The organism is Psychrobacter sp. TB67, assembly GCF_000511065.1.
Taxonomy (GTDB): Bacteria; Pseudomonadota; Gammaproteobacteria; order Pseudomonadales; family Moraxellaceae; genus Psychrobacter; species Psychrobacter okhotskensis.
In genome coordinates this window covers 1-25,001 of the sequence record NZ_AYYA01000045.1, presented here as the reverse complement: position 1 = coordinate 25,001, position 25,001 = coordinate 1, and the positions used below count along the sequence as shown (strand labels likewise).

General features: G+C 43.8%; 17 protein-coding genes, 1 tRNA gene and 3 pseudogenes. 8 read left to right on the top strand and 13 right to left on the bottom strand.

Features of this window, described 5'->3' with window-relative positions; translation table 11 throughout:
• The first annotated feature begins 57 nt into the window (after positions 1–57).
• A complete protein-coding gene (locus W293_RS0107105; RefSeq protein WP_025651576.1) occupies positions 58–1,050 on the top strand; it encodes an IS110 family transposase in 993 nt (330 codons plus the stop codon).
• A gap of 211 nt (positions 1,051–1,261) precedes the next feature.
• Here the strand turns inward: W293_RS0107105 and W293_RS0107100 are convergent, their stop codons facing one another.
• The 3 genes from W293_RS0107100 to W293_RS0107090 all read right to left on the bottom strand — a co-directional run bounded on the left by W293_RS0107100 (position 1,262) and on the right by W293_RS0107090 (position 3,657).
• Positions 1,262–1,546 carry a putative quinol monooxygenase gene (locus W293_RS0107100; protein WP_025651774.1) on the bottom strand — a complete coding sequence of 95 codons (285 nt, stop codon included), beginning with the start codon at positions 1,544–1,546 and terminating at the stop codon, positions 1,262–1,264.
• Between the two features lie 20 nt (positions 1,547–1,566).
• Complete coding sequence (locus tag W293_RS0107095) at positions 1,567–2,565, bottom strand: zinc-binding alcohol dehydrogenase family protein (protein ID WP_025651772.1); 999 nt, start codon at positions 2,563–2,565, stop codon at positions 1,567–1,569.
• A 351-nt stretch (positions 2,566–2,916) separates the two neighbouring features.
• Entirely contained in the window at positions 2,917–3,657 is a 741-nt protein-coding gene (locus W293_RS0107090; protein WP_025651771.1) for an SDR family oxidoreductase, read from the bottom strand.
• 134 nt (positions 3,658–3,791) lie between these two features.
• Here W293_RS0107090 and W293_RS0107085 point away from each other — a divergent pair, with 134 nt between their 5' ends.
• Positions 3,792–4,691, top strand: a complete 900-nt coding sequence (locus W293_RS0107085) for a LysR family transcriptional regulator (protein ID WP_025651770.1) — start codon at positions 3,792–3,794, stop codon at positions 4,689–4,691.
• 98 nt (positions 4,692–4,789) lie between these two features.
• Here the strand turns inward: W293_RS0107085 and W293_RS0107080 are convergent, their stop codons facing one another.
• The 3 genes and pseudogenes from W293_RS0107080 to W293_RS16200 all read right to left on the bottom strand — a co-directional run bounded on the left by W293_RS0107080 (position 4,790) and on the right by W293_RS16200 (position 8,808).
• Positions 4,790–5,806: a zinc-dependent alcohol dehydrogenase family protein gene (locus W293_RS0107080; RefSeq protein WP_025651769.1), complete on the bottom strand. Its 1,017-nt coding sequence runs from the start codon at positions 5,804–5,806 to the stop codon at positions 4,790–4,792.
• Positions 5,796–6,791 carry a zinc-dependent alcohol dehydrogenase family protein gene (locus W293_RS0107075; RefSeq protein WP_025651768.1) on the bottom strand — a complete coding sequence of 332 codons (996 nt, stop codon included), beginning with the start codon at positions 6,789–6,791 and terminating at the stop codon, positions 5,796–5,798. Before W293_RS0107075 ends, W293_RS0107080 begins: the two co-directional genes overlap by 11 nt.
• Before the next feature lie 203 nt (positions 6,792–6,994).
• Positions 6,995–8,808, bottom strand: a pseudogene (locus W293_RS16200) (monovalent cation:proton antiporter-2 (CPA2) family protein).
• A 98-nt stretch (positions 8,809–8,906) separates the two neighbouring features.
• Here W293_RS16200 and W293_RS17240 point away from each other — a divergent pair.
• The 3 genes and pseudogenes from W293_RS17240 to W293_RS0107060 all read left to right on the top strand — a co-directional run.
• Positions 8,907–9,041 (top strand): annotated as a pseudogene (locus tag W293_RS17240) (IS1 family transposase); the annotation flags it as partial.
• A 709-nt stretch (positions 9,042–9,750) separates the two neighbouring features.
• Positions 9,751–9,873: pseudogene (locus tag W293_RS16970) on the top strand (metal-sensing transcriptional repressor); the annotation flags it as partial.
• A 142-nt stretch (positions 9,874–10,015) separates the two neighbouring features.
• Complete coding sequence (locus W293_RS0107060) at positions 10,016–10,330, top strand: putative quinol monooxygenase (protein WP_025651767.1); 315 nt, start codon at positions 10,016–10,018, stop codon at positions 10,328–10,330.
• Positions 10,331–10,652: 322 nt separating this feature from the next.
• Here W293_RS0107060 and W293_RS0107055 read toward each other — a convergent pair.
• Positions 10,653–10,729: transfer RNA gene (locus tag W293_RS0107055), tRNA-Val, on the bottom strand.
• Between the two features lie 344 nt (positions 10,730–11,073).
• Here W293_RS0107055 and W293_RS0107050 point away from each other — a divergent pair.
• The 3 genes from W293_RS0107050 to W293_RS0107040 all read left to right on the top strand — a co-directional run bounded on the left by W293_RS0107050 (position 11,074) and on the right by W293_RS0107040 (position 14,536).
• Positions 11,074–12,276, top strand: a complete 1,203-nt coding sequence (locus W293_RS0107050; RefSeq protein WP_025651766.1) for an iron-containing alcohol dehydrogenase — start codon at positions 11,074–11,076, stop codon at positions 12,274–12,276.
• A 125-nt stretch (positions 12,277–12,401) separates the two neighbouring features.
• Positions 12,402–13,295 carry an SMP-30/gluconolactonase/LRE family protein gene (locus W293_RS0107045; protein WP_025651765.1) on the top strand — a complete coding sequence of 298 codons (894 nt, stop codon included), beginning with the start codon at positions 12,402–12,404 and terminating at the stop codon, positions 13,293–13,295.
• A 260-nt stretch (positions 13,296–13,555) separates the two neighbouring features.
• Entirely contained in the window at positions 13,556–14,536 is a 981-nt protein-coding gene (locus W293_RS0107040; protein ID WP_025651764.1) for a glutathione S-transferase family protein, read from the top strand.
• Between the two features lie 279 nt (positions 14,537–14,815).
• Here the strand turns inward: W293_RS0107040 and hemB are convergent, their stop codons facing one another.
• The 6 genes from hemB to W293_RS16965 form a co-directional block, all read right to left on the bottom strand.
• Positions 14,816–15,823 (bottom strand): porphobilinogen synthase, encoded by a 1,008-nt coding sequence (hemB, locus tag W293_RS0107035; protein WP_025651763.1) that lies wholly within the window; start codon positions 15,821–15,823, stop codon positions 14,816–14,818.
• A 251-nt stretch (positions 15,824–16,074) separates the two neighbouring features.
• Complete coding sequence (locus W293_RS16195; protein ID WP_025651762.1) at positions 16,075–17,931, bottom strand: efflux transporter outer membrane subunit; 1,857 nt, start codon at positions 17,929–17,931, stop codon at positions 16,075–16,077.
• Complete coding sequence (locus tag W293_RS0107025) at positions 17,928–21,167, bottom strand: efflux RND transporter permease subunit (RefSeq protein ID WP_025651761.1); 3,240 nt, start codon at positions 21,165–21,167, stop codon at positions 17,928–17,930. Before W293_RS0107025 ends, W293_RS16195 begins: the two co-directional genes overlap by 4 nt.
• 35 nt (positions 21,168–21,202) lie before the next feature.
• The gene (locus W293_RS0107020) at positions 21,203–22,609 is read right to left on the bottom strand and encodes an efflux RND transporter periplasmic adaptor subunit (RefSeq protein ID WP_025651760.1); all 1,407 of its coding nucleotides are present in this window, start codon (positions 22,607–22,609) and stop codon (positions 21,203–21,205) included.
• Between the two features lie 644 nt (positions 22,610–23,253).
• Positions 23,254–24,279: a polyprenyl synthetase family protein gene (locus W293_RS0107015; protein WP_025651759.1), complete on the bottom strand. Its 1,026-nt coding sequence runs from the start codon at positions 24,277–24,279 to the stop codon at positions 23,254–23,256.
• A 212-nt stretch (positions 24,280–24,491) separates the two neighbouring features.
• Positions 24,492–25,001 (bottom strand): IS30 family transposase (locus tag W293_RS16965; RefSeq protein WP_025651758.1); only part of this gene is annotated, 510 nt, incomplete at its 5' end.

Below are 25,001 nucleotides of genomic sequence, written 5' to 3'. Positions count from 1 at the left end.
CTCGACATCTTATCAGATGCCATGAGTGACACTGCATAAACAAGGGAAGACAATAAGATGACACATTATATAGGCATAGACGTTAGTAAAAATAAGCTAGATATTGCATGGCTCAAAGACACTGACAAACTAAAATTCAAAACTAAAGTCTTTAAAAATGATCACAGTGACTATGCTGCTCTTATCAACTGGCTAATTGCTAACATTACTGATGACTTAAACAACATCCACATAACCCTTGAAGCTACAGGCGTCTATCACGAGAACATCGCCTACTACCTATTTGATAAAAAGCTTAACGTTAGCATCATCAATCCTGCTTACGTCAAAAGCTATGCTGCTAGTTTAGGAAGTCGCAACAAGACGGATAAGAAAGATAGTATGTTATTAGCCCGCTACACCTATAGTGCTAAGCCTAAATTGTGGACACCGCCGCCAGCAGAGGCGCGTCACCTCAAGTCTTTACTGTCGCGCTTAGACGCGCTACAAGAAGACTTACAACGTGAGCTGAATCGATTGGAAAAAACGGAGGCCACAGACACCGCTCCTATCGTTAAAGCGTCTATTGAGCAGATGATAGTCTCTTTGCAAGCCGCCATTGTTAAGCTCAATGGTGATATTGATGACCATATCGATGGTCATCCCAATTTAAAGCAAGACCAATATCTGCTACAAACTATTAAAGGCGTCGGCCCTGTTGTCTCAAAGCAGATGATGTCGCTGATGCATAATAAGCAGTTTAGTCAAGCGTCGCAAATGGCAGCCTTTTTAGGTCTAGTTCCCAAGCATAGTGAATCAGGGCTATTTAAGGGCAAGTCTCGCTTAGCAAAGAATGGCTCAAGTGCCGTAAGAGCTAAATTGTATATGCCGGCGCTAGTCGCCATTAAGCATAATCCCGACATTAAGGCGCAGTATGAGCGACTGCTTGCTAACGGTAAGTGCAAAATGCAGGCTGTCTGTGCGGCGATGCGTAAGCTTGTGCATATTTGTTTCGGCGTGGTTAAACATCAGCAACCTTACCAAGCAAGAGTTGAGCTAATTAGCACTTGATTTGGCTTTTTTAAGATGGTATCTCTTAAACATGGTCCGACTTAATTATGCCACTACAAACATAATCATAAAGCGACTCAAAGCAGACGTCCAGTGTTGACTCGGCATCGACCACCTCGAAGATGCCTGCTGGGTGGCTAAATACACCACTTTAAATGCAGCTTGATCAGAGGGGAATACTTTACGCTTATTCACCGCTGTCCGAATACAGCTATATTTTTTTGATTTCTACAATATCATTTGATTCAATTAGCGATTGGATATTACCAAATAAACTTTGAATATAATCAGACGCTATATGGATATCTAAATCCTCCCTGCTACGCCATTCTTCTAAGAAGAAATATCTACTCGAGTCATTTTCGCTAATATAAAGCTCATATTTCAAGCATCCTTCTTCTTGAAGCGTAGGCTCTATTACACTTTGTAAAAGCGCTTCTAACCTCTCTTTTTGATCTGATTTTGCCTTAAAGTTCGCAATTACTGAAATAGTCATTATTTCACCTTGAATTTGTTTTAGAAGTTTTCTAGTACAATTTTGCCTTTTGACTTACCTGATTCAAGCAACTTATGCGCCTTCTCCAAGTTTGCAGCGTTAATTTTGCCTAGATTTTGGTTGAGGGTACTTCTAATTTTTTGCTGGTCAACTAATTGGGCAACCTGTTGCAATAGATCACCTTGCTTTTCAATATCATCGGTTTCATACATTGAACGGGTGAACATCAATTCCCAATGGATAGAAATAGATTTAGTCTTAAACGGCATAATATCAAATGTTTGTGGATCATCGATCAATCCAAGCTTGCCTTGTGGTGCAATCAGAGAAACTATTTGCTTGATATAGGTTTCTGTATGATTGGTAGAGAATACGTATTTTGGTTTTTCAATGCCTAGTGTCTCGATTTGTGCATTTAAATCTTTGCTATGATCAATGACATGGTCGGCACCAAGTGATTCCACCCATGATTTCGTTTCTTCACGTGAAGCTGTTGCTATAACGGTCAGATTTGTTTTTGCTTTTAGGAGTTGAATAGCGATTGATCCTACACCGCCTGCACCACCAATAATTAGAATACTGCCAACTTCTGTTTCTGAAATTTGAAACCGATCAAACAGCATTTCCCATGCCGTTATTGCAGTTAATGGCAATGCTGCTGCTTCTGCATTAGATACTGTAATTGGTTTAAGACTGATAATTCGTTCATCGACTGCTTGAAACTCAGCATTACTACCATCTCGGGTTAAATCGCCAGCATACCAAACAGAATCTCCTACTTTAAACGAGGTAACTTTTGAGCCAATTTCAATAATTTCCCCAACGGCATCCCAACCTAAAATACGATTATTTGCTTCAGACGAGTTTTTTCTCACTTTAGTATCAACTGGATTCACAGAGATTGCCTGAACTTTTACCAGTACATCACGCTCCTTAAGTGTAGGCTTCGCTTTTTCAATATCTACCAATGAATTTTTAAAATCATCATGGTTATTTATAACATACGATACGGCTTTCATAGATTTGTCCTCAACTTTAAAAAAATATAGGGCGTGTTGAACCTTCGACCATGGCACTGACAGCGACTATTTTTTAGGCGATTCGATGTTAAAAATAATAAGTTTAGTCATTCTAAGCGCTTATTTTTAACGATGAAGCGGCAAAAAAGAGTCCTGTCCCTGTTGTTGTCGTGAGGGCTGATGCTAAAATTGCCCCATACTGCGTTACAAATCTCGCTAAGGCATCTGCATTATCGTCGCTTTGTGCCTTGTCTGGAACAATTTTAGCGATCAGCAGTGCCTATTTGCGAATGTTCAACACGCCCTAGTAAAAATGGGAGCGAAGTGCTCCCATTTTATGTTATTCAATCATTAAAACTCTTGGCTCGTTGGGCGCAAAACAATTTCATTAATATCTACATCCGCAGGCTGTTCAATTGCATAAGCAATTGCTCGAGCGACTGAGTCAGATGGTATGGCTTGCTTGTAGAAATCAGTAACAAACTCTGAACTCTCTTCATGAGAAGAACCGAATTTTAGTTCTGACTCAATTGCACCAGGCTCAATAGTAGTCGTTCTAATTGTTTCCCCAACTTCATGACGAAGGCCTTCAGAGATGGCTCTTACAGCAAACTTAGTACCGCTATAAACCGTACCTCCTGGACTAAATACTTTTACCCCTGCAACAGATGAGAGATTAATAAAGTGTCCAAAGTTTTGTTTTTGGAAAACAGGCAGTGTAGCTGCTATTCCATAAAGAACACCTTTAATATTAATGTCGATCATACGATCCCATTCATCAACTTTTAGCTCACTTAATGGTGCAATAGACATTAATCCAGCATTGTTTACCAATACATCGATTTGACCAAATGCGCTTAATGCCTTTTCAATAAGTGCTTGCACTTCATGTGGTTTGGTTACATCCACACCAATAAATTCAGCTTGACCACCTTCAGCACGAATGTCGTGAACAATAGCCTCTAATTTTTCAGTACGTCTAGCACCAAGTACAACCTTTGCACCTTTTTTAGCAAGTAAGCGAGCAGTAGCTTCACCTAAACCACTACTTGCACCAGTGATAACAATAACTTTATTTTCTATATTATTCATACAAGTAACCTTCAACCTATTTGTCAATCATATTTGAGGGTTAAGTATTACAGCCTTGTTAGGTATAATAAATGAATAATATTATCTTTCAGAATTCCTATTTACGGAATAATTACTATAACACAGGATTGGACATGCAGAACAAATTGGAAATGATGCGTATCTTTTGTGTCGCAGCAGAGTCTCGAAATTTTAAAGAGGCAGCAACTCAGCTGGGTATTTCCCCACAGGTAGTGACACGGGCAATAAAAGAGCTAGAAGAGCAGCGCGGAGAGATTCTGTTTTACAGGAGTACTCGACAAATTAAAATTACTGCTGATGGTGAGCGTCTGGCAAAGCAAGCACGTCTTGCGGTGGAATCGATCGATGCTTTGCTTGTAAAAGACACCAAGGAAAAACGAGATGAAATGCGTGGGACTGTCCGTCTTACTGTGTCGTCTGTGTTAGGGCGTAAAGTGGTAGTACCTGCACTAGCAGAATTTGCCATACGTTATCCAGATATTGTCGTGGATTGTGTGCTAACAGATTCACACTCGGATGTGATCGATGAGCGGATAGATATCGGGATCAGATTTGGATTTTTGCCGGACAATCGATATGTGGCAAGGGAATTGGCTAAAGTGAAATTTTATTCTGTGGGTACGCCAGAGTTAATTGATAAGGTTGGAATGCCCAAAAAAATTATTGACCTTGATAAATACCCTCTAACAGCACTATTCGATCATAAAACAGGGCGTTACTGGCCATGGACATTCACCGAAAGTCGAAGCTTTACGCCATCAAAGCCCCGTTTTATTACAGATGATCTAGAAGCTGAATTTCAAGCTATTCTCGCTGGAGTTGGATTTGGACACATGCCTGGATTTCTAGTTTTGCCGTGGCTTAGGAGTGGTAAGCTCATTCATATACTTCATGAGGAAACCTCTCCCGTTTGGCGCCTGTATTTATATCGTCCACAGCGGGGCCCGACACCTTTGCGAATCCGAGCATTGTTTGATTACTTAGTGGAAGTGCTGGGCCGTATAGAAACCTGAATCAGATGGAACTAGGGCGTGTCCCCATTTAGTCATAAACGCTTGAATTAGGGACACGCCTAACCTTTTTTCTAGAAAGTAGAAATTAGATAAGACCATCATGTATTTAGAGTAACTACAATTTTTCCTATTTGCTGATTTGATTCAAGATAGCGCTGAGCGTCATGCATGTCCTCAAAGTTAAAGCAACAGTCGATCACTGGACGAAGATATCCTGCACCTATACTGCTAAGAATAAATCGTCTGGCTTGCTCCCTTAGAACAGGGTCATGGAGAACCTCAAGGAACAAAAAACCTCGCATGGTTAAGCTCTTGCGTAATGCAATTTTAAGGGGAAATGGTGTGATCTCCGGGCTAAGCGCACCATGCATAACCATAGTTCCTCCCACAGACATCGCTTTTGCAATCTGTTCAATATGTGGCCCTCCTACAGCATCGAAGGCGACATCAAGATGTTCTCCACCTAAACGTAAAACAAGCGCCTCATACAAATCTGGTTCGTCTTCACTGGCTATAACATCTTTAACACCAAGATCCAGTAAACGTTGCTTTTTCTCTATCGTCTGTGTACTTGCAATGACCTTGGCACCCGCTGCTTCAGCTATCTGTATCGCAGCTAGTCCTACGCTACTTGAAGCTGCTGTGATCAAGATCGTTTTTCCTTTCGATAATCCACCAGCATGGATTACACCACCCCAAGCCGTCAAATACTGCATCCAGATTGAAGAAGCTTCTTCCCAGCTTAAACTATCGGGTTTGTGAACTAAAAAAGTTTCTGGAATCAGAAGCTTGTCCGCATATGTCCCATATTTGGCTAGATTGTCAGTCGGAAGAATCGATACTGCATCTCCTGGAGAAAATTGGCGTACACCTTCACCTACCGCAAGAACTATACCTGCTCCCTCATATCCCAGACGAGAAGGGAATACTGCCTTTTGAATATAAGTACCACGCCGAAACATTACATCAGCCCGGTTGAGTCCGATCGTTTTCATCTGTATTAGAACTTCTCCTGCGGCTGGTAAAGCAACAGGAAGTGTTTCTAATGTCAGAACATCTGTATCTCCAATACAATTGAAGCGCCAAGTCTTGGCCTGAAGTGCGTTAAATGACATCGATAACTACCTTAATATTAGCAGAGCGATCTTGAACAGCATCATGAGCCTCAATCGCTTGGTCTAGAGTAAAATGACGAGGATCAACAATAGCACGCAGTTTACCTTCCTCAACGAGACGAGTCGCGGTCTTAAGGACATCACCATGATGAGAACGGCGATTGCCTGTTAACGTCGGCATTAGGACGAATACGCCAGACACTGTGGCACACCGTAGAGATGAATTCGCTAAATTATGATTGCCAAATGCAGCACAGCTGGTGATGTGGCCATAGTGAGTCGTCATGGAAAGTGAAGCTTCGAGTACTGGACCACCCACAGTGTCGTAAACAATATTAAAACCTTGACCCTCAGGGCTTGCAGCAATAATGTCATCGGAAGATGCTGTTGTGTAATCGAGAGGTATTGCACCGAGTTCTGAAATCAGTGATTGATCAGCTGTACGAGCAGTCGCCCAAACATTTGCATCAAGTGCTTTTGCAAGCTGAACCACCATATAACCAACGCCACCAGCACCACCTTGAACCAGTACAGTTTGCCCTGGTTGGACCTTCGCATTATCCACTAAACCTTCCCAAGCGGTGAGGAACGTCAATGGTAGTACTGCTGCCTCGCGCATAGAGATATTCCGTGGCTTTAATGCGATCAGATCAGCATCTGCTACAACATATTCTGCTAAAGATCCTTGAAGACCACGAACGCCACCAATCAGACCGTAAACTTCATCTCCGACGTTGAAGTGGGTGACACCTTCACCAACAGCAGTTACAACTCCAGCCATATCCGTTCCCAACACGGCAGGAAGCTCTGGCATAGCATATGTTGCTTCACCAAGACGAATTTTATAATCAATAGGGTTTACACCACTCGCATGAATACGTACTAGAACTTGCCCAGCCTCTGGTTGAGGTATAGGGAGTTCTACACGTTTAAATTCATGATCACCAAAATTTTCTAGGATAAGCGCATTCATCATCTTATTCATAGTTGTTCCTTATTCTTAACTGGGGGATGATATGCACAATACCAAAGTAAATTAATCCAATAAATGATATTTATAGGATTTAATAATTCCTAAATAATGAATAATAAATATTATCTGCTCACTAAAGAAGTGGGGTTCAGCAGATGCTTACCAAAAAAGAGATCTACACAGACCTCTTTTTTATTTGGGTTTAATACGTGAAATTATTGCTGAGTGCCATCTTCACTCAGCATTTGCCCTGTGTGCTTTGGTGTAATTAAAGGTGCAGTCGGACGCGGTCCTGTATATTGCAAGCCGATACCAGCATAGACATCATCTGCTGCAGTTTCAGTTCCAAAACGTTCTTTGTCTAGTTCTCGGATTTCTTGGCTAATTTCTTCAACATCACTCTGGTCAACACCCAGTTCTTCTAAAATTGCACCGCCAAATAGCATTGCCGACTCGAAGGTTTCGCGTATCATGTAATCCACATTTTGTTTTGCTAAATGCAGCGCATGCTCACGGTCATAAGAGCGAACCAGTAACTTGGCCATAGGAAATTCATGTTGCACCAACTCTACAATCTTATTCGTCGTTTCTTTGTGGTCTACGCAAACAACAATTGCTTCAGCCGTATCTGCTCCAGAGGCATGTAAAATATCTAAACGAGAACCATCGCCATAATAAATTTTAAATCCAAATCTTTCAGCGTTTTGAATCATATCGATATCATTATCAATGATGGACACATCAATGCCTCGAGCAAGCAGCAATTGACTGGAGACTTGTCCAAAACGACCGAAACCAATCATCAGGACTTTTCCAGAAAGTCCTTCAGCAATACGGATATTTTCCAAAGAAGTTTGTTCTGTAGTTTGGGTAAAACGTTTAAACAGAATGCCTATGATGGGGGTCAAAATCATCGACAAGACTACAATCGCATTCAGGTTTGAGCTTTCATCAGCACTAATGATTTGAGCACTCAAGGCGGCAGCAAAGAGTACAAAAGCAAACTCCCCCCCCCTTGAGCCATTAGTAATGCGCGATCGAGTGCTTCAGAGTGTGAACTTTTGGTCAGGCGTGCAATCAGATAAATTATGGATGCTTTGACAAACATCAGCACAAGTACAGCACTTAAAATTAACATCCAGTTATTTTTTATGACGTCAAGGTCTAATGACATGCCTACGGCTAGAAAAAATAATCCGAGCAATATGCCACGAAACGGTTCAATATCTGCTTCAATCTCATGGCGAAAAGTGGATTCGGAGAGTAATACCCCTGCAAGGAATGCCCCCATTGCCATCGATAAGCCACTGACTTGCATCAGTAATGCTGCGCCGAGCACCACCAAGAGTGCTGCTGCAGTCATGACTTCACGGGCTTTGGCTACGGCTAATAAGCGAAATAAAGGATTAAGCAACCAATAACCTGCAGCGATTAAACCTACAATTGAAATTAAACCAATTCCGATGCTCTGCAAACGCATAGAAGTACTTTCAACAACATGATTCGGTGCGATAAAAGCGACAATTGCCAATAAAGGGACAATCAATAAATCTTCAAACAGCAGGATCGAGACAATTTTTTGTCCTCGTGGTTGAGCAATGTCTCCACGATCTCCCAAAAGTTGCATAACAATTGCAGTCGAGGTGAGTACAAAGCCTGCAGCACATACAAAACTCACCTGCCAAGAATAGCCATAGGCCAAGCCTACCGCCATTAACCCCAATGAACAGGCACTAATCTGTAATGTGCCTAATCCAAAAATTTCTTTTCTTAAACTCCATAAATACGATGGACGCATTTCTAGTCCAATCACAAACAGATACATCACAATACCAAGCTCAGCAACATGCAGAATAGACGCAGAATCGTAGAAAAACGCTAGTCCAAATGGACCAATAATTAATCCTGCAATTAAATATCCCAATACCGAGCTTAATCCTAGGCGCTTGATTAAAGGGACTGAGATCACTGCCGCTGTGAGCAGTATGACAGGGGATAGAAGGCTGATAGATGTGGCTTCTGCACTCATATATTTCTCAGATTTTGTATAGAGTCTGTTGACACTTCAAGTATAGAAAGTAGATTCAAAACACAAGTGCAACAGGTTTGTAGTTAGTTGAAACAGTTATTCACTATACCCGAATTTCAAGTAATCAATGGGATAGTTTTATCACTGCATTTAAAGACTGGCAGCAAAGTATTGGTAAGCTTTTCACTATAGGTATTGAGGGAAATAATTGTAAAGTAAGGCATCGGATTAGATGTGTTAGTTCAGTATTGAGTGTGGCTTTAGCAAGAATACGGATATTAGGGCGTGTTGAACATTCGCAAATAGGCACTGCTGATCGCTAAAATTGTTCCAGACAAGGCATAAAGCGACGATAATGCAGATGCCTTAGCGAGATTTGTAACGCAGTATGGGGCAATTTTAGCATCAGACCCAACGATAAAAGCAGGGGACAGAACTCTTTTTTGCCGCTTCATCGTTAAAAATAAGCGCTTAGAATGACTAAACTTATTATTTTTAACATCGAATCGCCTAAAAAATAGTCGCTGTCAGTGCCATGGTCGAATGTTCAACACGCCCTAATGCTTCTCGCAATATTCTAGCGGTAGGACATACCACTTTGTCTGTGGAGGAAAGATGCGGTAAAGGTCGCTTTGTGAAGCAGAAAGCATGCCTAAATCCGTGAGGAAGTCGCCTAAGAGCTTTTGCTTTTAAAATCCCTGAGAAACCTGTTTCGTAAAGAGTTAGTCGAAAGTGGAGGGGGTATGTCAGAAGTTTAATTTTATAAGTTATTGTAAAGATTCGGAAAGTTAATTATGGCATCCAGTTGCAGAGCCAATAGTGACTTCATTTAATCTCAGCATACTTTTTGAAACACTACCTAAATTTTTAAGGTTTATAAAAAATATTCCTTTTTTATACTATGGGGTACATTAGTATTAATGCTAGAAATAAGGAGGTCTGATGCCTAATCAGGTTGAAGACAAAAAAAAGATTCTTCTACGTGTCAGAAAGATCAAAGGTCAGACGCAAGCGATTGAAAAAGCATTAGAAGACAATGTAGAATGTGGTGCAATTCTGCAACAATAGCATTATGTCGAAATAAAAACCCAGATTTTGGCTCAGATATAGGAAGTTTTTTAACTTTTATACAACAAAACTTTCTGACATGCATACATTAGCAATGTCAGAATCAGTTTTCATTCTAATCAATTGTGGAGTTTTAGTCATGCTTAAAACAGCTTTATATGTCCGTCTTGAAGCTAAACCGGGTAAAGAAGACGAAGTGGAAGCTTTCCTTAAAGCCGGTTTACCTATTGTAATGGAAGAACCTGCGACAGTTGCGTGGTTTGGCCTACGTCTTGGACCTACAACATTTGGTATTTTTGATGCATTTCCTGATGAGGCGGGTCGCCAAGCACATTTATCTGGCAAAGTTGCAGCTGCTTTGATGGATCAGGCCGATGAGCTATTTTCAGAGCCACCGTCTATTGAAAAAGTAGATGTTTTGGCTAGTAAACTACCAGCTCATACCGACGCTTAAATGTATGAGGGTGCTGCCTGAAATTTTGAATGAAAGGCAGCACTTCAACCCTGTGAGGTTTGTTAGAGGCTTTTTATTCAAGTTGGGCTACTTTATTTAATGGCTTAATCTCATCATTTACATGGGTCAAGATCCAAAACAGGGTAAATAAACGAATGCACCTATGTACATGCTTTATATTGAACCAATATATCTAATTTACTGTCGCATTTGTACATCTGCTAAACCGTGCCAATCTGCTTTCTAATCTAATATTTCCGCTACAGCCCATATTTTACGGACAAAAAAAAGCCCCAATCTTAAGATTGGGGCTTTTCGAATCTGGTAGGCGTAATCGGATTCGAACCAACGACCTCTACCATGTCAAGGTAGCGCTCTAACCAACTGAGCTATACGCCTATTTAGGTTGAGCATTTTAGCAAGTTTTTCAGACTTTGCAAGTCTTTTTTATAACAATGTTAAGTTATTATTTTAATAGCGAGCTATTGTCTGTCGTGACTTAGTCCAATATAGCTTTATTTGAATGATATTAGCCAGTTTTATTGAGTAAATGAGCACAAAATAAGCAGTCATTTCCTATGATATGTGGCATTATCAACTCAGCAGTATTTTCTATGCGTTGCACTGAAGCGCTCTATTTTTGAGGTTTTTGTTGTACAACCACAGCCGATAGACTGTGGTGATATGCGCCGTACTTATTTTAATGACTGCATAAAATTTCGTAATAGAACAAGGAATGTTCAATGGTAGATTTAACGTTTTTAACCACTCCGAAAATCGTTTGTAAGTCAGGCGGATTAACGAGTGAGCTCGGTCAGTTAGCAAAATCATTATTGGGTGATAACTTAACTGACGATGCCGCAAGTATGAATGGCAATCTACCGATGGCACTATTGGTGACAGACCCTGGCATCGTCCAGTTCGGCTATGCCAAGCAAGCTTGTGCGTCATTAGAGCTAGCAGGTTTTCAAGTCACTGTATTTGATGGTGTGCAGGCAGACCCTCCTTACGAAGTTGTTCGGCAAGCCGCCAAAATTGGCAAAGAGTCGGACGCAACTGTGGTGATAGGGCTTGGGGGTGGCAGCTCGATGGATACTGCAAAAATCGTTGCGCTCGCTATTCATTCGACCCAGTCGTTAGATGACATGGTGGGTAACGAGCAAGCAACAGGCACTCGATTGCCCCTTATTGCTATTCCGACCACGGCAGGTACTGGCTCAGAGATGACCTTTGTCTCGGTGTTGACTGGTGATAAAGGCGACAAAAAAGCCATTTATTCTTCTAAATTGTTGCCTGATATAGCACTGCTCGATGCTGCGCTTACCTTGGGCATGCCAAGACATGTAACGGCTGCCCCAGCATTGGATGCGATGGTGCATTGTATCGAAGCCTATACCAGCCGTACCAAGAAAAACCCCATATCTGATGCCCTCGCAGTCAAAGGTCTAAAGCTTTTAACGCAAAACTTTATGACGGTGCTAGAGGACGGCAACGATATAACAGCACGGGAAAACATGTTATTAGGCTCAACCTTAGCGGGCATGGCCTTTGTCAATGCGTCGGTCGCAGCGGTGCATGGCTTATCTTATCCGTTGGGTGCCAAGTTTCATGTGCCCCATGGTCATTCTAATGCCTTAGTGATGGGGCCAGTCTTTCGTTTTAATATCGAGGCCGCAAGTCGCCATTATGCTGAGCTTGCCAGTGTCATTATGCCGCAGCGTCAGTTCGCAGATGAGCAAGCAGCGGCGCATGCGTTCGTCGATGAGATAGAAGGCTATTTAAACAAAAGTGGCTTGCCTACGAGGCTAAGTGAAGTGGGAGTGACGGAAGCTGATTTATTGCCGATGGCGACCGAAGTGGTAGAAAAAATTGCTCGGCTGATCGCTACAAACCCGCGTGATATGAGCATAGAAGAGGTACGGCAGATGTACCAGAGTGTCCTATAGCTTCTTATCTATTTCAACCCTTAAACCGATATACCTTTGATTAATGACACTTTTGATCAGTTAGACCTTTGAGTAAGCAAGGCCGCTTACCTTATTAGCCTCATCAACCACAAGGAGTACTCTTTATGAGTCAACGTGAATTCACTACGCTAGCCACAGGTTTTACCTATACCGAGGCCCCACGATGGCGGGATGGTAAGCTTTGGATATCAGATTTTTATACCAAGTGCGTATACTCAATAGATTTGGATGGCACGGTAACGACCATTGCCGAAGTACCCAATCAACCCTCTGGCTTGGGCTGGCTACCAAATGATACCTTGTTGGTGGTGTCTATGAAAGACAAAAAAGTCATGAAAATTAAAGAAGATGGCAGTCTAGAAGAGTACGCAGACTTATCTAGTATTGCCAAAGGCTATTGCAACGATATGTACGTCGATGACCACGGTCGCTGTTATGTGGGCAACTTTGGTTTTAACTTGATGAACGGCGGCGATATGGATACTGCTTGTCTGATTATGATTGATATCGATAGCACGCTAAAAGTCGTCGCAGATGAATTATACTTTCCTAATGGCACGGTCAGAACGCCGGATAAACGCACCTTAATCATCAACGAATCTTTCGGTAATAGAGTGTCCGCCTTTGCTATTCAAGACGATGGTACCCTTGGCGAGCGCAAAGACTGGGCGGTATTTGGCCCCCTTGCTACCGGACCTAACTTCGGTGATTATGCGCAGGCTTCAGTGGTTGCTCCAGATGGCGCGTGTATCGATGCTGAAGGAGCGGTATGGATATCAGACTGCTTGGGTCAGCAAGCAGTGCGAGTCAAAGATAACAAAATCGTAGAGACCATTGATTTATCACCCTTTAATGTAGGTACGTTCGCTTGTGAATTGGGCGGCGTAGATGGCAAGACCTTGTTCTTATGTGTGGCACCAGATTTTGAAGAGCATAAACGTACTCAAGCGCGTGAGGGAGAGATTTGGATGACTAAAGTAGCGGTTGGTGCAGCCTAATATCTGCTGAGCTGTTGGCGCATGTACTATGCTACAACAGCTTTTTGCTGTCAGAACTACTAAAATTAAAACAGACTAGAGTGATGCAATATAACTTGCATCATTTTTTGTTGTGCCTCAATAGGAGTGATGCTTTACTATGAATAGACTGATTTACGTTAAAAATGTTTATCCCATAATGAAGTCGGTATAAGCGGTAGTTATTGGGATAGTTTTTAAATGAGCATAGTCATAAAAATACAGGTAATTAGGAGTTTGATATGGGCTTGTTAGTCGATGGTCAATGGCAAGATCAATGGTATGACACCAAAGCTAGCGGTGGTCGCTTTCAGCGCGAAGATGCTAGATTTAGGAATTGGATAACGGCAGATGGTCGTGCAGGTCCATCTGCTGTAGGTGGCTTTGAAGCTGAGCCTGATCGTTACCATCTCTATGTCTCTTTGGCTTGCCCATGGGCGCATCGCACCACGATTTATCGCAAGCTCAAAGGTTTAGAAGACATGATTTCACTGTCTGTCGTTCATCCGTTTATGGGTGAGGAGGGCTGGACGTTTGCTGAGGGTGAGGGCGTGATTGCCGATCCATTGAACAATGCAACCCATGCTTATGAGATCTATGTCGCGGCAAAGTCCGACTACACCGGGCGCGTGACAGTGCCAATATTATGGGATAAAAAAACCAAAACGATCGTTAGCAATGAATCGTCTGAAATCATTCGTATGCTCAATTCAGCCTTCGATGAGGTTGGCGCACTAGCAGGTAATTTTCTACCGTCAGAATTATTAGCAGAGATTGATGAGATTAATGCCTTTGTTTATTCTACCGTTAATAATGGTGTCTACAAATCAGGATTTGCAAGCACGCAAGAGGCTTATGAAGAAGCGGTGACTGAGCTGTTTGCTGCGCTAGATACCTTAGAGGCGCGTTTGGCAAATCAACGTTATTTGGTAGGAAGTACGATAACCGAGGCGGACTGGCGCTTGTTCACGACTTTGATACGTTTTGATGCCGTGTATGTTGGGCATTTCAAATGTAATCTGCACCGCATCGTTGATTACCCAAATCTCTGGGGCTATCTGCGTGATTTATACCAAGTACCAGGTATTGCTGAAACGGTCAATATGACGCATATTAAGCAGCATTATTACACCAGTCATGCCAATATTAACCCGACTGGTATCGTACCAGTGGGTCCTATTATTAATTTTAATACACCACACAATCGTGAGCATCTATCGTGACTGAAAAGTAATACAGATATATCAGCAATACTGTCGCGTTTTTAGGATATTTTGCCTATAGCTGACTGTTGCGTTAAGTAGCAAGTAACGTGAGCAAAAGCCATTTACCCGCTACGGAAAGGTCATAAAAAAATCGCCCCAGCTGACTTAAGCCAGCTGGGGCGATTTTGTGTTGAAAGGCATTGAATCGGCTTATCATTTTTCTTGAGCTTGAGCTTGAGCTTGAGCTTGAGCTTGAGCTAAAAATGTCTAAGCCTACATAATGGTACCTAACAGCGCTTAAGCGTTGTTTAGCTGGCGTGCTGCCTCTAGCGCAAAATAAGTCAAGATACCATCAGCACCAGCACGGCGGAAGCCAATCAGAGATTCTAGGATAACATCATCACTTAACCAGCCATTTTGAATGGCGGCCATGTGCATGGCATATTCGCCAGAGACCTGATAAGCAAATGTCGGTACACCAAAGGTATCTTTGACTTCACGAATAAGGTCTAAATACGGCTGACCGGGTTTAATCATCACCATATCAGCGCCTTCATTGATGTCCATGGCGACTTCATGTAAAGCTTCAGCGCGATTGCCGAAGTCCATTTGATATTGCTTTTTATGACCACCTTTTAAGTTGCCAGCACTACCAACGGCATCACGGAACGGGCCGTAATAGGCGGAGGCGTATTTGGCTGAGTAAGCCATGATGGCTGTATTGACAAAGCCTTCTGACTCAAGCGCCTCACGCATGACTTTGATACGGCCATCCATCATATCGCTGGGTGAGATAATATCAGCGCCAGCACGAGCGTGGACAAGCGCTTGCTTGACCAATACTTCGATGGTCGAATCGTTCATGACATAGCCGCTGTCATCGAGCAGACCATCTTGACCGTGTGAGGTGTAAGGGTCTAAGGCCACATCGGTCATCACCACCATTTCTGGCAATGCATCTTTGATGGCTGTTACTGCGCGCGCAGCGAGGCCATTTTCATCATAGGCTGATTTGCCATCAGGTGTTTTTAAGGCGTTATCAATGACAGGGAAGATATCAAGGGTCGTGACCCCTTCTGCTAACAGCTCTTTGGCATAATCAATTAGCAAATCAATTGACAAGCGTTCGACACCCGGCATACTGGCGATCGTCTCGCGCTGGTTGTTGCCTTCTAGTACAAACACAGGGGCAATAAAATGCTTGGGATGTAACTCTACTTCGCGAATCATCGCTCGCACATTATCGTTATAACGCAAGCGGCGCAAGCGAGTGGCAGGGTATTGGCGGTTAAAGGTATAGCTCATAATCATTCCTTACTTATGGTTGTTTTACTCATTATTGTTGTAAATCACTAAAAATAGATTTTGTTATATAGTGCGTGATGTATTGATATTACTTTTCACTGACTATATTTGCTGCTCATATCGTGCCACTACTATAACCAAAGACAGCTGGCGAAAGCAAAAAGCCCTACCAAGTCGGCAGGGCTGATTGTATTTATCGACTGTCAACGTAATGCGTAAGCAACGTCATCAAACAAAGGTTTCAGAATAGCCTAAGGCTCATTAATCTGAGTCACAGGAACTTGTTCAACGCCAGCTTCTTTAAAAGTCGTCTCCTCAGTAATCACACCCACTGCCGCGTCTGTTTTGCCATCGTTATTGACATCAACGACAGCCGTGGGGTTAAAGGTAGTGATTTCTGATGGTTGTGACTGCTTAATCGCTTGAGCTTCTTGCACAGAAGCCACTCGTGCAGAGCTAGCTGCATCAATCGCGTTGGCTGCTTTGGTTTTGTTGCTATACGCAGGGAAATTGACCGCTTGCACCAAGTTGGTGTGTTGCGGCACAGGAATCACCGTTGGCACATCAAGGTTGGCACCGCCACCGAGCGCTTGGTATAACTCAATTTGGCTGACGAGTTTTTGTAGTTCTAGATCCAAAATTCCTTGTTGGGTCGAGAATAGCGAACGCTGGGCATCGAGTACATCTAGATAGTTTGAGATACCGGCTTTAAAGCGTGCATCGGCAATTTGATAAGTCTGCTCAAAGTTATCTTGTAGACGATACTGTGCTTCTAGCTGCTCACCCAAGGTGGCGCGTGTCGCTAGTACATCCGAGACTTCACGGAATGCCGTTTGAATAGAGCCTTCATAGTTGGCAAGCGTTTGCTCACGTTCAATTCTGGCCACATCATATTCTGCATCTAAACGACCTGCATCAAAGATTGGGACACTAATACTTGGGCCGAATGACCAGCCGACAGCGCCGCTCTTGAATAAGTCATCTAAGCTACCGCTACTGACACCAATACTACTCGCTAGGCTAATAGAGGGGAAGTAAGAGGCACGTGCCACTTCTATATTGGCACCAGCGGCTTTTAGGTTGTATTCCGCTTGCAGGACGTCAGGACGATAGCGCAACAACTCACTTGGTAGGCCAGCATTAAAGATTTTCTGGCTAGTGATATTGCTAACGGCAGGCGTTGGAATCAGCTCGTTAGGAATCGGAGCACCAATCAAATATTGCAGGGCATTACGCGAGGTCAAGATACTGCTCTGCGCCCGCAATACGGCAAGTTTAGCATTCTCTAAAGAAGCACTGGCTTGCAACGCAGGCAGTCTAGGATCAATCCCTGCCTCAAACCGTTTGGTCGCAATGAATAACGATCGTTCACGACTCTCAACCGTGGCTTCTGCCAACTTAAGCTGCGCTAAGCTATAGCTTAGATTGGCATAGCTTTGGGCAATGTTACTGATCAGACTGATCTGCGTCGAATCTTTGGCTGCGGTGGTCGCCAAGAAATTTTGCAAAGCTTGGTCTTTTAGACTAGCAATCTTACCCCAAAAATCCAGCTCATAATTGGCCAACCCTAGGTTGACGTTATAACTACTATTGGGGTTTTTGTCCGTTCTGTTCTGTGCTTGGCGCGTGTAACCACCACTACCATTGATGGTCGGCAGATCGTTAATATCGGTGATTTGATATTGCGCTCGTGCTTTTTCGATAGCTAGGCGTGCGCTCTCAAAGTCTTTATTGTTCTCTAATCCTAATGCAATTAGCCCTTTTAGGCGCTCATCACTATAGAAGTTCTGCCAGCGTTGTCCCGCAATACTAGGCTGGGCTGCGTTACTGGCCGTTTCCTTATCAAAGGCACCGTAGCTTTGTTCGATAGGGATGTTAGGCTCGGCAAGTACAGGACGGCTATCGGCTTTTGGAATGGTATTACAAGCCGCCATGCTCATCGCTAAAGCCGTTAAGCTGATTAAGCGAACACTATTTCTGCGCACTCGTGCAATAGTTGGGCTCGCAAATCTAGCAACCAGCGCTGCCTGTTCGCCTGACATTGGGCGCACATGAGCAGTAGTTGTGACTACCGCTGCTGAGTTAGTAGTAAAAGGTTGTGAACTCATTGTGTATTATCTCCAAAGCTTGCAGGCTGATAACTCTCAGAGGGAGTTGGGTTCTGCGGACCAGGCGTACCATTGTCATCGCCGCCATCGCCTTTATCATTTGGCTTGTTGTTGGCATATTTGTACGGGAACGCACTGCGTACCCAAATGTAGAACATCGGGATAAAGAAGATGCCTAACAAGGTTGCCGTTACGACACCGCCAACCACACTGGTACCAATAGCATTTTGACTGCCTGAACCTGGACCAGTCGCCAAGAATAATGGCACAACACCCAGACCAAAGGCAAGTGAGGTCATGATAATTGGACGCAGACGTTGGCGTGCCGCCGTCATGACCGCATCTTTTAGACTATAGCCTTCCTCTTGATGGTCTTTAGCAAACTCGATAATCAAGATGGCGTTTTTAGCCGATAGACCAACCACCGTCAGTAGACCTACTTGCAAGTAGATATCGTTGGCGAAGCCTCGTAACCACGTAAATATCACCGCACCCAATACCCCAAGTGGAATAACCAATAGGACAGAGAAGGGGATAGACCAGCTCTCATATAGTGCCGCCAAGCACAAGAATACGACTAAGATTGAAAGCGCGTAAAGCATCGGCGCCTGGGCACCTGATTTTTGCTCTTCCAATGACATACCCGTCCACTCGTAACTGATGCCTTCAGGTAATTTGTCTATCATGGCTTCCATTGAGCTCATGGCTTCACCAGTACTCAAACCTGGGGCTGCACTACCTTGGATATTCATTGATGGTAAGCTGTTATAGCGGGTCAGACGCGGTGAGCCTGACTGCCATTCACTGGTCGAAAAGGCATCAAATGAAATCATATCATTCGTCTCGTTTCGTACATACCACTTACCAATGTCATCAGGGTTGGTACGGCTGCTGGCTTCACCTTGTACATAGACACGTTTGATACGGCCACGATCGATAAAGTCGTTGACGTAGCTTGAGCCCCATGCAGTCGAGATGACGCTATTGATATTACCTAGCGACAAGCCATAAGCAGCGGCTTGCTCTTGGTTGATGTTCACCTTTAACTGCGGTGAGTCTTCTTGACCGTTTGGACGTACACCAGCGACTTGATCATTCTGTCCTGCCATACCTAAGAGCATATTACGTGCTTCAAGTAGGCCATCGTGACCAAGGTTACCATTATCTTGAATCATTAAATCAAAACCACTGGCATTACCAAGCTCAGTAATGGCTGGTGGTACAATGGCAAATACTTGTGCTTCATTTATCTGAGTAAAGAAATAACCCATTGCCCGACCAGCAACAGCTTGGGCCGTATTTTCATCACCGGAACGCTTGTCCCAATCTGACAAGCGAACGAATGCGAGTCCCATGTTTTGGCCTTGACCAGCAAAGCTGAAGCCTGCAATGGTAAAGACAGAGGCAATGTTATCGGTTTCTTGAGTGTCGTAATAGTTTCTGACTTTATCGAGCACTTCTTGCGTTTCATCTAATGTCGAACCAGCAGGAAGCTGAACCAAGGTAAACATAATACCCTGATCTTCTTCTGGTAAAAACGAGCCGGGAATACGTAAGAATACCACCACCATGACGCCGATAATGGCCGCATAACCAATCAAATATAGCCATTTGAAACGAATGCTTTTACCAACAAAGCCCTCGTATGAACGACTAAGCTTAAAGAACGAGCGGTTAAACCAGCCAAAGAAGCCTTTTTGCTTTTCGTCCTTGCCCTTTTCATGGCTCTTGCCACGTTTTAGTAAGGTCACGCATAGCGCAGGGGTAAAGACAAGGGCAACCAATGCCGAGAGTACCATAGCGGTAATCAAAGTGATGGAGAACTGGCGATAAATCACACCTGTTGAGCCACCAAAGAAGGCCATTGGTACGAATACGGCGGACAAGATAAGCGCAATACCAATAACGATCTTACTGATTTCCCCCATCGATTGAGTGGTCGCGTCTTTGATAGAGATATGTGGATCTTCTTCTAGTATTCGCTCAACGTTCTCTACCACGACAATCGCATCATCGACCAGCAGACCGATGGAGAGAACCATAGCAAACATGGTCAAGACGTTGATACTAAAGCCTGCAATATACAACACTGCAAAGGTACCCAAGAGTACGACAGGTACGGCAAGGGTCGGGATAATGGTGGCACGCCAGTTCTGTAAAAAAATAAACATAACGATAAATACCAACACAATCGCTTCAATGAGGGTCATAACGACTTGTTCGATAGACAAGCGTACAAAGGGTGTGGTGTCATACGGAACGACTGAGGCTAGACCAATTGGGAAGTTTTGCTCCAGCTCAGCCATACGTGCGCCAACAGCTTCGCGAGTTTCAAGCGCGTTAGCACCGCCCGCAAGCGAAATACCAAGACCGGCGGCTTCTTGTCCATTGTAGAGAGAGACAACGCTATAGTTTTCACTGCCAATCTCGACATCTGCCACATCGCCTAAGCGCACTTGTGCGCCTGAGGTATCTGTTTTTAGTAGAATGTTTCGGAATTCTTCAGGCGTTTGAAGATAGCTTTGCACCGTGACCGTAGCATTGATAACCTGTTGGTCGGTATCAGCAGGGGCTTGACCTAACTGACCGGCAGATACTTGCGCGTTCTGCGCTCGTATCGCATTGACCACATCAGAGGGCACCATGTTATAGCTACGTAGGCGTGAAGGGTCAAGCCATACACGCATCGCATAGGTAGAGCCAAAGACTTGAACTTCACCCACACCCTCTACACGACTGATCGAATCGACGACATTAGAGTTAATATAATCGGCAATATCTGCCCGATCCATGGTGCCATCTTCAGAAATAAATGCTTGCACCATCAAAAAGCTGCTAGACGATTTATTGACGTTGACACCTTGACGCTGAACAGACTCAGGCAAGGAGCTCATCGCTGCTTGCAGTTTGTTCTGTACTTGTACTTGAGCTGTGTCAGGATCTGTGCCGTTTTCAAAGGTAAGCGTCACTGAAGCGCTACCATTTGACGAGCTCGATGACGACATATACATCAGACCATCGAGGCCTTTCATACGTTGCTCAATGATCTGTACGACTGAGTTTTCGACGGTTTGTGCGTTAGCACCAGGATAGCTTGCACTGACCGAAATAGTCGGCGGTGCAATACGTGGATACTGTTCGATCGGTAGATTAATAACCGATATCACCCCGATGAGCATGACCAAAATAGCCATAACCCATGCAAAAATAGGGCGATTAATAAAAAAACGTGACATAGTATATCCCTAAGTCTTCCTATCTTTGAATGGAATTAGTTAGCAGCGGTTTCTGTAGGTTTCTTAGCAGAAGTTTCGTTACCAGCTGGCTTATCCACCGTTTTTGCAGCTTGCTGAGGCGTTTTGGCGTTTGGCGTGCCTTGTCCTTTTGCAGATGGTGCTGGATTGGCGTTTTCGAGTGGCTTAGCGACTACCTCTTGTTCAGGTTTGACTTTTGAGCCGCCAATCACCACCACTTTATCACCTGCTTTTAGACCGTCAGTGACAACCCACTGTCCGTTGTAAGTACCATTAATAGTAACTGGACGTACTTGGATTTTGTTGTTTTCATCGACGATATAGACTTGCGTCTCACTCTTAGATGTACGTGTCACTGCGCTTTGCGGGACTAATGCCGCATTGGTAATGACACTTTGGGTCAAGCGGGCAGTCACATACATACCTGGCAGCAAGATGTTGTTGCTGTTTGGGAAGATGGCACGTAAGGTAACCGCGCCAGTTGACTCATCCACTTTTGCTTCAGATAGTGCAAGCTTACCGCGTACCGGATAGACCGAGCCATCCTCTAGTACCAATTCAACCGAGTTCATACCGGGCTGCGCTTTGCCTTCCGATATTTGCTGGCGCAATTTCAACAGCTCAGACGAAGACTGACTGATGTCGACATAGATAGGATCTAAGCGCGAGATAGTCACCAACGGATTGGCTTGACTGGCACTAACCAAAGTACCAGCCGTCACATTTGAGCGCTCTGTGCGCCCTGAGATTGGTGCCCGTACGATGGTACGGTTCAGATCAAGGGTACTGGACTCTAAACCTGCTTTCGCGGTTTGAATGCCCGCTTTTGCGCTTTCGATACCTGCTTGCGTTTGACCGACAGTCGCTCGTGCACTGTCTAATGCAGCTTGTGCAGTACGGACTTGCGTTTGTGCTTGATCGTATTGTTGCTTCGAGATAGCATCAATCTCCACAAGCCCTTGTAGGCGCTGGAAGTCATTAACCGCTTGAGCTAATGACGCTTGGCGACTGCCCAATTCAGCTTTGGCATTGGCATTATTGGCCAGCGATGTCTGATAATTGGCTTGCGCCTGAGCGACCGCTGCTTCACCACTGGTGATAGAGGTGGCATAGTTATCAGTATTGATACGATAGAGCGGTTGGTCTTTTTTGACGTTACCACCTTCACGGAACAATACTTCGTCAATGACGCCATTGACCTGTGGGCGAACATCAGCGGTTTGATAAGCCGCTGTACGTCCAGAGAATGTCTGTACTTGAGGTACGGTATCGAAAGTGACGGTTTGAACGTTGACGACGGCAGGCGGCATCTGCTGCTGTGCGGCAGCATCAGCGCCAGCGGCGTCCTCGTTTTTGTCACAGCCAACCAGTACAGCTCCAGATAGTACAGATGCTATTACAAGCGCAAGATAAGAGTGCTTCATCAATGTCCTCGGCAATATAAATAAATAATGACAGTATAAAAAGTGTATAAATAAATCTTAATGTATTGAATGCTTTAGGTAGTAAAGACAGGGTAGTCTTGAAGCTAAGTGCACCACCATATCTTGCACATATCGCTTTTAATAGAATCAGTTCCAATCGAACCAATTTTAGTAGTAGATTACGACTACAACATCCCGTCGCTAAGTTTACATTCTGAATTATGAGGCAAGATTTATTAGCGTTAAAGATGTAGACAAACCACAAAGTTGATTAGTAAATTTAATCGCATATTATAAACTAATGGGCTTACCCCACAGTCAAGCACTTTAGAATAGAGATTATCCAAAGAATCAGTTGCTTTATTTTTACATCCTGTGCTAAGTGCCGTGGTTACAAGCGACACACCAACGAATAACCGAAAAAGTCATCTAGAGGCTTCGATGACAAAAAATGTTAACTTTTGTTATAAAAGTCATATGAGACGGTTATTCCTACCTGTTTGACCTCAAAAATCCCATGTGCAACCAAAACCTTTATTTTAGCAACCGTTAAATGTGACCATTAAATAAATGAGCCAAAACCTGTATCGAAGACGACTTTTATAGACACAGATATGGGCACAGCGTAAATGTTAGCAGTCAGACTATAATAAACGTGCGCTGGCAAGCTCTGTTAATTGGTGCAGCCCTTGGCGATAACGATTGTCAGGCAAGGTACTTAGCGCTTGTTGTGCCAGCTTCGTTTCTTCCAAAGCGCGCAGCTTACAATAGTCTAATGAGCCAGAGGTGCGTACCAATTCGATAAGCTGCTCTGCATTGGGTGTTTTGCCCGTTTGTACAGCGACACGTAATTGCTCATAGCCTGCTTTATCACTGTCTTTTAATAATTCAAGCGCTTTAATAGTCGGTAGGGTCGGTTTGCCTTCGGCTAAATCATCACCCAAGTTTTTACCCATTAGCTCACTATCACCGCTGTAATCGAGTACATCGTCGATAATCTGGAAGGCATTACCGAAGTGCTGACCAAAATCGCCCAGCGCGGTCATATATTCTGTTTTGTCTTGCAAGATAGCTGCGCCTTGGGTCGCCATCATAAACAGACGAGAGGTTTTGCCATCGATAATATTGAGATAATCGGTTTCAGTCGCGGCAGGGTTATGCTGATGTTGCAGCTGCAATACTTCACCTTCGGCAATATCACAAGTCCCGTCTGAGAATACCTGCAGTAGTGGCAAGCTTTGAAAACCAACCAACAAGTTAAAGGCGCGGGCAATCAGATAGTCACCGACCAGTACTGCTGTGGCATTGTCCCAAGTGGCATTCGCCGTTGGCTTACCACGGCGCTGCCCTGACTCATCAATCACATCGTCATGCACTAAAGTTGCCGTATGCAGCATCTCAGTAATGGCTGCCAAATGCATGGCCTGCTGTGATGGTGCATCATTGAGCATGCGCGCACATAACAAGGTAATCAACGGGCGCATCCGCTTACCACCTGCATTAATCACATGCTGTGAGACGCTCATCACCAATTGGACTTTTGAGTTCAGACTACCGAATACTTGCTTGTCCATAATTTCAAAATCATCCGCCACGATATTTTGGATATCAGCATAGGTCAGCGTAGATTGAGAAGTAGGAGAGATGTTATCTAAATGGGTACTGGTCATAATAAATAGTCATATTAATGAAAATAAAAGGGTGGGTAATAGCCCTAATCTATAGCTAGGATAGCTACCTACCTAGGGTTATTGTCTGGCTTATAATAGCATAGCTAGGCGTCTCAATTGTTGAATAAAGTAAGACATGACGCAGAGCATCGACTCTAAAACTGCCTGTATCTCTCTATTAAATACCTTAGATTAACACACCAAGTGCAACGCTAATTAATATTATAGAACGCCTGCATAGGCGTTTTAAACCCTAAGCGTTTTCTTGGTCTGTTATTTAGTTTGTTCTCAATGTCCTGCATCTCATCATCAGAGACTTGTCTAAAGTCACAGCCTTTAGGCAGATACTCTCTGATCAAGCCGTTGGTATTTTCGTTGGTTCCTCGCTGCCATGACGCATAAGCATCGGCAAAGAAGAAAGAGCTAAAGAGCTTTTGTTTCACCTTTTTATGCTGAGCAAACTCTTTACCATTGTCAGAGGTAATGGTCTTAACCTGCAACCTCACTGGCGCTAAGAGTTCTATCATTGCCTCTGATACTTGCTGTGCTGTTTTATGACCCACACGCTTCATCTTCAGCAGCCCCGTTTTACGTTCAACGAGCGTGACAATCGCTTGCTTGTGATGCTGACCGATAACGGTATCCGCTTCCCAGTCACCAATTCGCGTACGTTCTTCAACAATACAAGGGCGCTCATGAATCGAGACTCTGTCATTGATACG